12 protein-coding genes are annotated in these 12,567 nt (G+C 64.4%); 6 read left to right on the top strand and 6 right to left on the bottom strand.

The features are described 5' to 3' along the window. Nucleotides 1-7: 7 nt before the first annotated feature. Nucleotides 8-940 (bottom strand): ABC transporter substrate-binding protein, encoded by a 933-nt coding sequence (locus tag LVJ94_36885; GenBank protein ID WXB02479.1) that lies wholly within the window; start codon nucleotides 938-940, stop codon nucleotides 8-10. On the opposite strand from LVJ94_36885, the gene LVJ94_36880 reads away from it, so the two are divergent. Further along, a complete protein-coding gene (locus LVJ94_36880; protein ID WXB10780.1) occupies nucleotides 828-1,838 on the top strand; it encodes a beta-lactamase family protein in 1,011 nt (336 codons plus the stop codon). The genes LVJ94_36885 and LVJ94_36880 overlap by 113 nt on opposite strands. Here LVJ94_36880 and LVJ94_36875 read toward each other — a convergent pair. Next, a complete protein-coding gene (locus LVJ94_36875) occupies nucleotides 1,816-2,307 on the bottom strand; it encodes a CAP domain-containing protein (GenBank protein WXB02478.1) in 492 nt (163 codons plus the stop codon). The genes LVJ94_36880 and LVJ94_36875 overlap by 23 nt on opposite strands. 107 nt (nucleotides 2,308-2,414) lie before the next feature. On the opposite strand from LVJ94_36875, the gene LVJ94_36870 reads away from it, so the two are divergent. From LVJ94_36870 to LVJ94_36850, 5 genes are all read left to right on the top strand, one after another. Further along, nucleotides 2,415-4,178 (top strand): AarF/UbiB family protein, encoded by a 1,764-nt coding sequence (locus LVJ94_36870; protein WXB02477.1) that lies wholly within the window; start codon nucleotides 2,415-2,417, stop codon nucleotides 4,176-4,178. A gap of 11 nt (nucleotides 4,179-4,189) precedes the next feature. After that, complete coding sequence (gene glpK / locus LVJ94_36865; GenBank protein WXB10779.1) at nucleotides 4,190-5,677, top strand: glycerol kinase GlpK; 1,488 nt, start codon at nucleotides 4,190-4,192, stop codon at nucleotides 5,675-5,677. Between the two features lie 220 nt (nucleotides 5,678-5,897). Beyond that, nucleotides 5,898-6,677 carry a UPF0158 family protein gene (locus LVJ94_36860; protein ID WXB02476.1) on the top strand — a complete coding sequence of 260 codons (780 nt, stop codon included), beginning with the start codon at nucleotides 5,898-5,900 and terminating at the stop codon, nucleotides 6,675-6,677. 2 nt (nucleotides 6,678-6,679) lie between these two features. Beyond that, nucleotides 6,680-7,357: a hypothetical protein gene (locus tag LVJ94_36855; protein ID WXB02475.1), complete on the top strand. Its 678-nt coding sequence runs from the start codon at nucleotides 6,680-6,682 to the stop codon at nucleotides 7,355-7,357. Then, entirely contained in the window at nucleotides 7,354-8,403 is a 1,050-nt protein-coding gene (locus tag LVJ94_36850) for a cation diffusion facilitator family transporter (GenBank protein WXB02474.1), read from the top strand. Before LVJ94_36855 ends, LVJ94_36850 begins: the two co-directional genes overlap by 4 nt. Here the strand turns inward: LVJ94_36850 and LVJ94_36845 are convergent. The 4 genes from LVJ94_36845 to LVJ94_36830 form a co-directional block, all read right to left on the bottom strand. Then, on the bottom strand, nucleotides 8,331-8,894 hold the full coding sequence (locus LVJ94_36845) for a hypothetical protein (GenBank protein WXB02473.1): 564 nt from the start codon (nucleotides 8,892-8,894) through the stop codon (nucleotides 8,331-8,333). The two genes, LVJ94_36850 and LVJ94_36845, sit on opposite strands and share 73 nt — an antisense overlap. Next, nucleotides 8,881-9,780, bottom strand: coding sequence for a DUF692 family protein (locus LVJ94_36840; GenBank protein WXB02472.1), 900 nt, complete (start codon nucleotides 9,778-9,780; stop codon nucleotides 8,881-8,883). The genes LVJ94_36845 and LVJ94_36840 overlap by 14 nt, the downstream gene beginning before the upstream one ends. Nucleotides 9,781-10,195: 415 nt before the next feature. Then, entirely contained in the window at nucleotides 10,196-11,368 is a 1,173-nt protein-coding gene (locus LVJ94_36835) for an ABC transporter permease (GenBank protein WXB02471.1), read from the bottom strand. Nucleotides 11,369-11,374: 6 nt separating this feature from the next. Then, the gene (locus tag LVJ94_36830) at nucleotides 11,375-12,556 is read right to left on the bottom strand and encodes an ABC transporter permease (GenBank protein ID WXB02470.1); all 1,182 of its coding nucleotides are present in this window, start codon (nucleotides 12,554-12,556) and stop codon (nucleotides 11,375-11,377) included. Nucleotides 12,557-12,567: the final 11 nt, after the last annotated feature.

The raw sequence follows: 12,567 nt of genomic DNA, 5'->3' as shown, positions 1-12,567 counted from the left end.
TCGCCCGCTAGTCTTTCTTGGCGATCTTCTCTTGGAGCTTCTTGACGACGTAGGGGTACTTTTGACCTTCGGTCGTCAGCATCTTGTGGAACTGGTCGTAGTAATTTTTCGTCAGGCTCGAGCCTTCCGTCACGATGTCGACGACCTTCAAGCCGCCCGGCTGATTGTGCACGAAGTAGTCGACCTGCACGGCCGGATCGCGGGGCTTCAGTTTGTTCTGCGCCTCGGTCCGAATGCGTGAATCGCCCAGGCCCGCGGCCCGCGACCCCTTGAAGGAGACCTCGTAGTCGAGGGTCTTAATGATGTTCTTGCGGTAGTTTTTCTCCACGAGCTGTTTGAGCAGACCCCGCACCTCGGTCTTTTGGGCATCCGTCAGCTGGCCCCAGTGATCCGTGCAGTTGGAGACCGCCGGCGGGCACGGCTTGCCGAATGCGCGGCGCGTGAGCTCGTCGTAGTCGACGAACGTCTCGAGGGCGGCGTTGATCTGCGAGTCGCGCGAACCGGACGCAGGCTGGCGCAGGAGCGTCGCGATTTTTCCGTGCTGGGTCTGCACGAAAGCCTGCGCGTCCGATGCCTCATCCGCGGAGGCGGGGCTGGAAAAGCCCGTCACGGCCACGGCGGAAGCCAACGCGACAATCGAGAAAAAGTTCCGTAGTTTCATTAGGTTCTCACTCTGCTCCCGGGGATACGGGTCAAGCGGTTCAGCTTGGCGCGAAGCCTTGGGGCGTTTGGAAACGGTCTTTATGTTCGACGTACGGAACTTGGCAACATTCCACGCGATGAAAAGCGCGGCTTCCGAGCTGGTGCGGCGCGTCGTCGAGTCCGGCATCGCCCCAAGCTGTGCCGTCGGATTCGTCGCGCCGGACGGATCGCGGCTGACAGCGGCCCACGGGGAGCCGGAGGACGCCTTCTTCGATCTGGCCAGCGTGACGAAGCCCATGACGGCGCTCGCCGTGGTCGAAAGCGGGCTCGATCCGGCGCGCCCCCTGGTCGATTTCCTCCCGGAGCTCGCCGGCACCGCCGCGGCACCCGTGCCCATCGAGCTTCTGCTCGCGCACCGCGCCGGCTTGCGCGCGACCTATCCGATTTGCGCACCGCTCGTCGCAGGAGGGGACGTGGATCCTGCGCGCGCTTTGGCGACGTTGGCGAATGCCCGGCGTCCCGACGCGATCGGCCCATGCCCGCCCGAAGGCTTTGCGCCCTTGTACAGCGACGCGGGCTACGTTCTCGCCGGCGAAGCGCTCGCGCGGTTCGTGGGCGCGCGGGATGCCGGGGAAGCCATCGAGCAGCTCGTCGTTCGGCCACTCGAACTCGGGTCGGCGTTGGGGACTGCGCGCGGCCTGGAAGCGGAGGGCATCGCTCTGATCGCGCGCGCCGCGCCCACGGAGGTCGTGAGCTGGCGCGGCGGCACCATCCGCGGTCGCGTGCACGACGAGACGGCGTGGGCGCTCACGCGCGAGGGCGGCTCCGGCCATGCGGGCATGTTCGGCACCGCCGACGCTGTGCTTCGCTTTGGCGCCGACGTGCTCGCCCGCCTCGACGCGCGAACCTTGCCCGAGTGGGTTCTACGAGAACGCCCCGGCGGCACCCTGCGCGCGGGCTTCGACGGCAAGAGCCCCGAAGGCTCCAGCGCCGGCACACGCATCGGCCCGCGCGCGTTCGGTCATCTCGGCTTCACGGGCACGAGCCTCTGGATCGATCCCGACGCGCAGGTGGTGCTCGTCGTCCTCACGAACCGCGTGCACCCCACGCGCGACCACGTGGCCATCCGCATCGCACGCCCCTGGATCCACGACGCGCTCTTCGAACTGGCTGTCAGCGGCCGAAGTCGTTCGTGAAGTAGAGATTCTCGCCGGGGTTCACGAAGCCGATGCCCAGGCGCTTGTACTCTGGGTTCAACATGTTTTTCCGGTGTCCGGGGCTGATCATCATCTGCGCGAGGATCTGCTCGATCTGCACATCGAGCCGGCGCCAGCGCCAGCCGTTCGGCGCGCCCTGGTTTTCGGCGCCGAGGTTGCAGTTGCACTTGTACACGTTGGTCTTGAAATACTTATGGGGCACGTGGTCGGCGGAGAGCTGCTCGCTCGCGGCCTGGGCGAACGCGTTGAGCGTCTCGTCGAGCACGAGGGGTGGCACGCCTTCTTCGGCACGGTAGGCATTGACCCGGTCCAGGTTGTACCGGCGCGCCTCATCCAGATCTGCGAGGGCCGGCGGCGGGTCGTTTCCGCGGGTCTCGGTCGACAGATCCCCCGTCGAGGGACTATCCGAGTCCGCAGCACCTTCGCATCCCGCCGACGCCGCCACCATCAAAAGGCAGACGACGGCCGTCTGTTTCCGCCCCCGTTCCAAAACCAGCCCCCACAAAGTAGGACGCCGGCGCCCGCTCGCGCGTTTCTAGAATACGCTGAAGAAAGATGGTCGACCGAGGTCTCAGTCTTCGTCACACCGAAACGGAATCGTCGCCGTCGTCCATGACCACGCAGCCACGTGACGAGCAGCCCGCGTATCGGCCGCGCGGGGCCAACAGCTACCGGTTCATTCGCGCGTACGCGACGACGTTCCAAGTCATCTTCAGCTACCTCTGGCTCGCGTTTCGGCGGCGCATGTCGAGCGGTTCGTACCAGGCGCAGGAGATCCGCGAGGTTCACCTGCGCAACGCGCGGCGGGTGAAATCCACGATTTTGTCGCTGCAGGGGCTCTTCATCAAAGTGGGGCAGCTGCTCTCCATCATGGCGAACTTCCTCCCCGAGGAGTTCCGCAGCGAGCTCGAGACCTTGCAGGACCAAGTACCACCGCGTCCGCTTGCCGAGATCGTGCACCGCATCGAAGAGCAGCTCGCAGGCAAGGTCGACGAGCTCTTTGCCGACTTCCAGCGCGTGCCCATCGCCAGCGCATCCCTCGGACAGGTGCACGAGGCCCGCCTTCGCGATGGCACGCGCGTCGCCATCAAAGTCCAGCACCAGGACATCGACGAGATCGTGCGGCTCGACCTGAAGACGATCCGCCGCATTTTGCGCATCATCAGCTTCTTTTTCCCCGTCCAGGGGCTCGACGCCTACTACCACCAGATCCGCGAGTTGCTTCGCCAGGAGCTCGACTTCTCGCTCGAGGCCGACAACATCGAGCGCATCTCGAAGAACTTCACCGCCGACCCCATGCTCGTCTTTCCGACGCCCGTGCGGTCGCTCTCCACGAAGCAAATCCTCACCACGACCTTCGTGGCTGGAAAGAAGGTGGGCGACGTCGCCGGGCTCGACGAGTTGGGCATCGACAAGAAAGAGCTGGCGAACCGCCTGGTGCGCACCTACTGCCAGATGATCTTCGTCGACGGCGTCTACCACGCCGATCCGCACCCCGGGAACATCCTGGTCCGCCAGGACGGCGCACTCATCTTGCTCGACTTCGGCGCGGTGGCGGAGCTATCGCCGCACATGCGCGAAGGGATTCCCGAGTTCCTCGAAGGCGTGCTCCGCCGCGATACGGATCGGCTGATCCGCGCGTTGCGCAAGATGGGCTTTCTCTCGCGCACGAGCGACGAAGAAGTCAGCGAGCGGGTCATCGAGTATTTCCATCAGCGATTTCAGGAAGAGATCCGCCTCGAGAGCTTTAACCTGAAGGACATCAAGATCGATCCGCAGCGCGGCTTCGAGAACTTGCTCGACCTTCGCAAGATGAACATCGGCTTGAAGGAGCTCTCCAGTGCCTTTCACATTCCGAAGGACTGGGTGCTGCTCGAGCGCACCATCCTCCTCGTGTACGGCTGCTGCTCCGTGCTCGATCCCGAGCTGAATCCGATGGCCATCATCCAGCCGTACCTTCACGAATTCGTCCTTGGAAAGCGCGACTGGCAGCAGATTGCCGTCGAGACCGTGAAGGACATGGCCCTCAAGGCTGTCACCCTGCCGGACGATCTGCGCAAGTACCTCACGCGCGCCACGCGAGGCGATCTCGAGGTCCGCGTGCGCGGCGTTCAGGAAGGGGCCCGCATTCTTTACGCCGTGGGGCGTCAGGTCATCTACACCGCCATCGCCATCGCCTGCGGTGTAGCCGCGCTGCAACTTCACTTCCGCGGCGAAGATCGCATCGCGCGTGTGCTCGTCTGGATCGCAGGCGGCGCGGCCGTGTTGCTCGTGCTTTCGTCGATTTTCTCGCGCCCGAGGTCCGGGCGGTGGCGCTAACCTACGCGGCCATGGCCAAGTACGTTCTCGCGATCGATCAAGGTACGACCGGGTCCACGGCGCTGGTGGTGTCGCTGGATGGCAAAACCGTGGGGCGCCACAACACGGAATTTCCGCAGCATTTTCCCAAGCCGGGATGGGTCGAACACGAGCCGCGCGAGATCTGGGCCTCGGTCGTCACGTCGGTGAACCAGGCCCTCGCCGCCGCGAAGGTGGACCCGAAGGACATCGCTGCGATCGGCATTACGAATCAGCGCGAGACGACCTTGCTCTGGGATCGCGCCACCGGTGAGCCAATCGCCCGCGCCATCGTTTGGCAGTGCCGGCGCACCGCCGACGTGTGCGATCGGCTCAAGGCCGAAGGGCACGAGCCGCGGGTGCGGGAGCGCACCGGGCTGGTCATCGATGCGTACTTCTCCGGGACGAAGATCGCCTGGCTGCTCGACCATGTCGAAGGCGCTCGGGCGCGGGCCGACAAGGGCGAGCTCGCCTTTGGCACGATCGACACGTACCTCGTCCATCGCCTAACGGGCGGTGCCGTGCATGCCACGGACGTGACGAATGCATCGCGCACCATGCTGATGAACCTGGCGCGCATCGAGTGGGATCCCGAGCTGTGCCAGCTCTTACGGGTTCCCGCGTCGGTGCTGCCCAAGATCGTCGGCAGCGCGGAGGTCGTGGGCACGACGCGGGGCGTCGGATTTTTGCCCGACGGGATCCCCATCGCGGGCATCGCGGGCGACCAGCAGGCGGCCTTGTTCGGCCAGGCGTGCTTTGGGGAGGGGGACGCCAAGTGCACCTACGGCACCGGCGCCTTCGCCCTGATGAACATCGGCGCGCGCCCGCTTTTCAGCACCCATGGCCTGGTCACCACGGTGGCCTGGCGGATTGGCGGGGAGGTTACCTACGCCTTCGAGGGGAGCGCCTTCATTGCCGGTGCCGCGGTGCAATGGCTGCGCGATGGCCTGGGGATCATTCGGCACGCGAAGGACGTCGAGGAGCTGGCGCGCAAGGTCGAATCCAGCGATGGCGTCGCGTTCGTGCCTGCGCTCGCGGGGCTCGGGGCGCCGTATTGGGATCAAGGGGCGCGCGGCACCATCGTCGGTTTGACGCGTGGGACCACGGCCGCGCACCTGGCAAGGGCCACGTTGGAGGGCATCGCCTTCGAGGTGTGGGATTTGCTGGAGGCCATGACGAAGGACGCGAAGCGTGAGGTGGTTCGGCTTCGGGTCGACGGTGGCGCCGTGCAAAACGATCTCCTCATGCAATTACAGGCGGATATTGCCCAGGTAACTGTAGAACGCCCCCTGGACATCGAATCGACCGGACGTGGCGCGGCCATGTTGGCTGCGGTTGGGGCAGGCCTCACCAAGATGAGCGACCTGACGGCTCTGGCGAAGGTGGAAACGCAGTTTGCGCCGAAGGTGGGACACGTCGAACGCGCGGCCATGCTGAGCAGATGGAAGGATGCCGTGGGGCGAGCCCGGTCCAAAGCCTGATGCAGCGGCGTAACTCTCTTTCACCGCATGATGAAAAATGGCACTCTGTTGTGACCGCCGGCGCTGTGCATCGGAAGCCGGTGCTTAGGAATTACCCTCATCCGCGCCTAGCTTTGAGCTCCTTCCGCGATCTTCAGCCCAAGATCGCAAAAGGTTGCCTTTGTCCGCCATCGCGTCGCCGCCGTTCGACGCCTCTTATGCCTTCGAAGGAGCATGTGTCATGAATGAGCCTGCGGACCGTCCCGCCGCGCCGACGCGCGATGTGCCCGTCGATTGGGAAGCACTCGAGGACGCATTCGAAAACAACGCACCTGAAGTCCATAGCTACTTGCACCTATCGACCGGTGAGGTGTTGCGCGTGGTGGACGGTGTGGCCGATCCCCAGATGCACGTGCGCATCTCCTCGGATCCGAATTACCTCCGCATCGACCCGGTGAGCTCGCGAGAGCAATACCGCTGGATGGAGCGATTCATTCCGATGGTCGAAGACAATGATCTTCGCGCCAAGCTGGGACACGCCATCGACGGCAAGGGTGCGTTCCGGCGCTTCAAGGACGTGCTGATGTCCTATGGAGCCGACCGCGAGAAGTGGTTCACGTTCCGGAGCGAGCGCCTGCGGACCTTCATGGAGGCGTGGCTCACGGCGCACGCCATCCGCCCGACGGCTCGGCCGCAGTGGGCAGAAAACGCAACCGGTCCGGAAAGCGAGGGGCCCTTGTCCGAGGTGGGGCCGTCCAGCGAGGAGGCGCCGAAGTCGACCAGCGGTCGCCGCGCCCGCAACGCCGAGGCCGCGCGCCAGCATCTGCGCGAGGTGGCCGAGGGCCTGGGGCCGCGCGACTTGGAGACCATCGTCGCGTTCGCGGAGTTTTTGAAAGCTCGCCGAGCGGCGCGCGGTTTCGCGCACCACCACGAGCACCTGCAGGAGCGCGATCGGGCGCCGAAGATCGAGCCCGGCCCGGCCTCGCGCCCGTTGCCCCCCGAGGAAAAGGAAGCGCGTTAGCCGTGCGCATGGCAGCGATGTTGGTGGTGGGGGCGGCGCTTGCGTCGCCCTTTCTGCTGCCGGCGTCCGCGCATGCGCAGGGCGAAGTGGGCGTGGTCGACGGTGTGGCGGTGCGCTTTTACGCGGCCGACATGGGCGGACCCTCGCGCCCGCGCTTCATCATGCAGCGGCTGCTCGCGTTCGAGGCGCGCATCCAGGCCAAGGTCGAAGATACGGACGCTCGGTCGTACCAAGATCGCCATGTGCGGGCTGCCATCGAGCACCACATCTCGGAGGAGCTTCTTGCTTCGCTCCCCTTGGAGCGAGGGGTCGACGATGCCGAGCTCGCCCGGGTTGGGCTGGAGTTGCGCACGGGCCTGGTTCAGCGCATCGGTGGTGAGAACGCGTTGAAGGCCGTGGCCGAGGCCGAGCGCATCTCCGATGCCGAGGTGGCTGCGTTCTTCCGACGGCATGCGCGCGCGGCGATTTACGTGGAGCGCGCGGTTTTGCCGATCCTCTACCCCTCGGAGGAGCAGCTTCGGGACGTGTATCGCACGGCGGCGCACCCGTACAAATCGCAGAAATTCGAAGAGGCTCGGATCGCGTTCTCCCATTGGTACGTGGACGAGCGATTGCGCGCTGCAGAAACGGCGTTCTTGCAGGGGGCGCGTTCGCGGGTGAAGATCGCCGTCACCAAATGAGCTCGGGCGACAGCAAGAAGGTGGTCATTGCCGCGCTCGCGGGGAATCTCGCGATTGCAGCCTGCAAGTTCGGCGCGGCGCTCCTGTCAGCCTCCACGGCAACCTTGGCGGAGGCGGTTCACTCGTTGGCCGACTCGGGCAACCAAGGGCTTTTGCTGGTCGGTCTGGCCCTCGCGGCCAAACCTGCCGACGAGCGGTATCCGTTCGGGCGATCCGCGGAGAAGTATTTCTGGGCCTTCGTGGTGGCGCTGATGCTCTTCTCGGTGGGCGGTGCGTTCGCCATTTACGAGGGCGTGAAGCACCTGATGCAAATCGGGCATGCGGACCACGAGAGCGCGAAGGAGATCGCTTTTCACCTGGGCGATTGGCCGGTGTCGTTCGACGCGAGCTACCTGAACTACGCGGTGCTCGGCACGAGCATCGTGTTCGAGGCGCTGAGCTTTCGCGTGGCCTTTCGCGAGTTCAAGTTGATGGCGCGAGGCCGCCCCTTTCTCAAGCTGCTGCTGGAGGCCAAGGATCCGACGATCCCTCTGGTGTTGGCCGAGGACACGGCCGCGCTCATCGGCCTGGCCATCGCGCTGATGGCGGTCACGTTGAGCCACGTCACCGGCCAGCCGTGGTGGGATCCCGTGGGAAGCTTGGTCATCGGTGCACTGCTGACCGCGGTGGCCATCACCTTGGCGCGGGTCACGCACGGGCTGCTCATCGGCACGGCGGCGACGACCGAGGACCGCGCGCAGGTGCTGGCCATCGTGCGCGAGAGCCCTGGCGTCGAACGCGTCACGCAGATGCTGACGATGCACCTGGGGCCCGACGTGATCATCCTGGCGCTGAAGATTGCCTTCCGGCCGGACATGCGCGTGCAGGAAATCGAAGATGCGACGAACGAGCTCGAACGGCGCCTTCGCGCGGAGCTGCCGGACATGAAGAAGATCTTCGTGGAGGCCGATTCGCGCGGCGACGGACGCGGGGTTCAGTCGCTGGATGCGGCGAACGGCAGCCAAGGGGCGAGCGAATCCAAGCTCGCGCCGGCCACTTCGAAGTAGCCGACCAGGGTTTCCAGATCCTCGGTCGCCGGTTCGGAGGTGGCCGCCAAGGCCACGGTGCGACCGCGTTCCGTGGAGAGGCACTTCCAGCCGACGACGAGCGTGCACGGTGTGCGCTGGCAGCCGAGGACGATGCCCTTGTTCGGCCCGCGGTCGTAGATGGCCCACTTGGAGGCGGCGGCCGCGAGCAATTCGAGGATCATGTCCTCGTCGAGCGCATCGCGGTGGGTGGGATCGCGTGAGAGCCAAACGAGGAGCTCGAGGTGGAGGCTCCAGTCCATCTTGGACTTCGCGCGATCGGCCCACGCGAGAAAGCGGCGGAAGACATCGGCTCCGTCGGGAGGGCAGAGCGCGAGGACGCGCGGGCAGGGGTCGAAGAGGCCGTGCCAGCGCAGGCGCATGGCGAATTCCGCGACGGCGCGCTCGCGCGTGCCCTCGAGCAAAGTGCCTGCTCGCTCTTGGGAGACGAGCCACGATTCATCCTTGGCCATGGGCGGCCCGCTCCCAGCGGGTGCGCACGGCGACGATGTCCGTGCTCCATGGTTCGAGGTCGATGTGGTTGTCGCGTTCGACGCTGATGGTGGCCGGCGCGCGAAGGCGCAAGAAGACGCGTTCGAGGTAGTCGAGCGTGTCGTCGGCGAGGGCGCTGCCGTGGAGGTCGAGGCTGACGAAGGGCGCTTCGCTCGAGGGCTCGTAGCCGCCCACGTGGAGGTGGCTACCGTGCGTGGCGCTCTCCAGGAGCGTGTCCCACGCATCCAGGGGCAATTGGCAATTGCGATGGGCGCAGACGGCATTGGACACGTCGAAGAGAAGCCCCGCACCGGTTTCGCGAAAGAGCCGCTCGAGAAAGGCGGGCTGCTCGAGCCCGGAGTCGAAGATGGACGGGTAATTCTCGAAGAGCACCGGCGCGCCAAGCTGCTCTTGCCACGACGTGACCCGCCGGCACGCGAGGTCGTAGCCGCGGCCATAATCGAGCTCCGGCAAGAAGGGGACTTCGCGGCCATCCACGGTGAAGCGAAGCAAGTGGTCCGAAATGTAAAGGGGCCGAAGTTCGCGGGCCATGGTGCGAATGCGCGACGCCATGGAGGCCAGCTGCACCTCGGTGCGCTCCAAGAAGCGCGAATGCATGATGTGAAAGGCGACGGGCGCTCCGTCGAGGGCGGCGGCCATGTCTTCTGGCTCGACGTGGAGGAAATTGTCGATCAGGACTTCCACGAAGTCGGCTTGGCCTTTGCGCACCATGCTGCGAATGAGCGGCAGGTGCACCGCGCGCGTCCAATTGACGCCCACGCGAATCGGGGAGGCTCGAACCCCGGTGGGCTTCCCCGGCGAAAAACCGGGGAAGGCCGGGGTGGAAGAGGATTGGGTCTCTCCCATGTGCTCCTTACAGCTTCACCGCGCTGCAAATGGTCGCACACGACGCCGCGCCGACATCGCCCACGTGAATTTCACACACGCGCACGATCTCGACCTGCTTCTTCGGCTTCTTCGTTTCCTTCTTCTCCATGTGGCATCTCCTCACGAAGGTGAGCCCGATTCGTAACGCGAAATCCCCGGGAAACCCATGCGGCATCCTGTCGCTGCGGCATGTTGTCGCAGCAGGGAACGAAGAGAGGATTGAACAGGGAGGGGGGGAGGCGGGGAGGGATACGGCGCAAATCCCACCGTGCACCGAGGCTGGTTTGGGTTTTCACTTGGCTCACGAAGCCAACTGAAAACCTAAAAAAGCCTTGGCATGTGGTGGGATTCGCGTTGTTTCCCTCCCCGCCTCCCCCCCTCCCTGTGAATCTTCTTAGGCGCGCATGGCGGTGACTGGGGATATGCGTGCGGCCCGTATCGCTGGGAAGAAGCCGCCGATTAGGCCGACCGCGGTCGAGAGGACGACGGCGGAGAGGAGGATGCCGGGGGTGGGGCGGAATTCGAAGACGATTTCGGACCAGCTGGCGAAGTTCATCATGGAGAACTTCACGAAGCCCATGAGGAGCGAGGCGATGGCGCCCACTGTGCCGCCCAGGGTGGCGAGGAACATCGATTCGAGGAGGAATGAAAAGAGGATGCTTCGGCGCGAAAAGCCCAAGGCTCGCAAGGTGCCGATTTCGCGTTGGCGGTTGGCCACGGCGGCGTACATCGTAATCATGGCGCCAATCATCGAGCCGATGGCGAAGAAGAAGGCCACGAGGGTGCCGAGCACCTGCATGAACATGCTCGTGCGCTCGGATTGCTTCTCGTAATAGTCGACCTCGCGCATCGCCAAAAGACCGAGTCGCTTGTCCTGCTCCACCGCGGCCTGGAATCGATCGAAGGCGGCCGGCGACTCCAGCAAGACGTGCACCGAGGAGACGACGCCCTCGCGGCGGAAGACGGTGCGCATCACCTCGAGATCGACCCACACTTCGGACTCGTGCGAGGAGCCGCCCGCGGTGAAGATGCCCACGACCTTCGCCTGGCGATTCTTTTTCAACTCGAAGCTTTGTCCCAAATCGAGCCCGCGGAAGCGACCGCGGATGCGCTCGCCCACCATGACCTCGTCGCTGCCCGGCGCCGGGGCGCGCCCCGCGACGATTTTCAAACCGGTGCGCAGTTTGGCCGAAAGCTCGGTCACGCCGCGAAGTTGCACATTGCTGAGGCCATCGGCCCCCAATTTTTCAATCGCGTTTACGGCGACGATTTCCCCGACGCCCATCGGCTGGTTTCCGTCTGCCTGGTCGTGCTTCACCCCGGGCGCGGTGAGCAAGAGACTTATCGTGGGTGTATCGAGGACGCTGGAAAGTTCGGTATGGCTGCCCTTGCGCAGGACGATGGCGCCACTGGGATTTCCCGAGGTCGTCAGGGTGCGTTCGATGCCCTCGGAGAGCATCAACGCGGAGGCAAATACGAAGACCACGAGCGCCACGCCAAAGGCGGTGGCCAATGTCGTGGTTTTGCGCACGGTGAGGCTTCGCACATTGTATCGAATGGGAATCATATTACCTCATACGACACGCCGCAGCGCCTCGACGACGCGCAATTTGGATACACGGTACGCGGGAACGGCGGCCGCCAGAATACCGACCACCAGAGCGGCGATAAATGCCACGAGGGCCGTTTCCGGCGTCACCCGGAAATAAGGAAAGTAATTGCCCATGTTCTCCTCGACGAAGCGCCCCAGCCCCTGCTCCACGAAGGGGTAGGCGAGGAGCAATCCCAGCGCACCACCGAAGCCGGCCAAGAGCAGCGACTCACCGAGCACGAATCCCACCAGGTGCTTCGGCAGAAAGCCCACCGCGCGCAAAATGCCGTATTCGTTGGTGCGCTCGCGCACGCCCATGGCCATGGTATTGCCGAGAATGAGCGACATGATGACCAGAATGACGATGGATATGACATGGATCGTCTTCAGCAGCGCGGAGAACGATCCGAGAAAGCTCGCCTGAAAAGCGCCTTCGTCCTGGCTCAAGGTCTGTGTCTCCTGCTCGTCGAACATTTTGTCGATGCGAACGCCCACCTCGGCCGCGCGCGACGGATCGACCACGCGACTGACCATCCAGCCGACTTGGTCGCGCTGCCGCACGTCGATGGATTCATTCATGTAGTCGTAGTGAAAGAGAAAGCCCGAGCGATCCACGGACTTGGCCGTCGCCTGGTAAATGCCCTCGATGGTGAATTCCCAATCGGGTGTGTCGGGGTAAAACGGTGTTTGCAAGGTGACCTTGTCGCCCACCTTCCATCCGCATTTGCGCGCGAGAACGTCGCCCACCAGGGCGCCCTTGCGGTTTTGTAGCCACGCTTGCTTCTCTTGGGGAGTGACCGACATTTCCGTGTACACGTCGAGGTACGTTCTGGGATCCACGCCCAACGTCGCGAAATATTCTTGGTCGTGCGCCGGGTCTTTGGCCCCGAACCATACGGCAAATGTGCTTTGTTTCACGCCGAGCTCCTTGGCGTGCTGCTGCAGTTCGCTCACGTAATGCAATGGCAAGGTCATGATGAACGTCACCTTGTGGCGGGTCACCACGCGGTCTTTGGCCGCGACCTCGGCGCCCAATTCCCAGGCCCAAATCACCGTGCGCAGAAGCACGAAAGCGACCACCGGCATGGCGACGCCCAAAATGGTAAGGACCACGCGAAAGCGATTTCGCGCCAAGTTTTTGAACGTGATCGAAACGAGGTTCACGTGGGCGGCCT

The sequence above is a fragment of the Sorangiineae bacterium MSr11367 genome (genome assembly GCA_037157805.1).
Lineage (GTDB): Bacteria > Myxococcota_A > Polyangia > Polyangiales > Polyangiaceae > Pendulispora > Pendulispora rubella.
Note: the sequence above shows the minus strand (reverse complement) of the source record. Positions and strands in the feature narration are given on the sequence as shown.

What these genes read in the sequence shown, in the direction of transcription:
- LVJ94_36885 (WXB02479.1), bottom strand. Translation starts at nt 940, where the DNA reads ATGGGCTTCGTCACGCTGGCCAGATCGAAGAAGGCGTCCTCCGGCTCC.
- LVJ94_36875 (WXB02478.1), bottom strand. Translation starts at nt 2,307, where the DNA reads ATGGTGGCGGCGTCGGCGGGATGCGAAGGTGCTGCGGACTCGGATAGT.
- glpK (WXB10779.1), top strand. Translation starts at nt 4,190, where the DNA reads ATGGCCAAGTACGTTCTCGCGATCGATCAAGGTACGACCGGGTCCACG.
- LVJ94_36840 (WXB02472.1), bottom strand. Translation starts at nt 9,780, where the DNA reads ATGGGAGAGACCCAATCCTCTTCCACCCCGGCCTTCCCCGGTTTTTCG.
- LVJ94_36850 (WXB02474.1), top strand. Translation starts at nt 7,354, where the DNA reads ATGAGCTCGGGCGACAGCAAGAAGGTGGTCATTGCCGCGCTCGCGGGG.
- LVJ94_36870 (WXB02477.1), top strand. Translation starts at nt 2,415, where the DNA reads ATGGTCGACCGAGGTCTCAGTCTTCGTCACACCGAAACGGAATCGTCG.
- LVJ94_36835 (WXB02471.1), bottom strand. Translation starts at nt 11,368, where the DNA reads ATGATTCCCATTCGATACAATGTGCGAAGCCTCACCGTGCGCAAAACC.
- LVJ94_36860 (WXB02476.1), top strand. Translation starts at nt 5,898, where the DNA reads ATGAATGAGCCTGCGGACCGTCCCGCCGCGCCGACGCGCGATGTGCCC.
- LVJ94_36845 (WXB02473.1), bottom strand. Translation starts at nt 8,894, where the DNA reads ATGGCCAAGGATGAATCGTGGCTCGTCTCCCAAGAGCGAGCAGGCACT.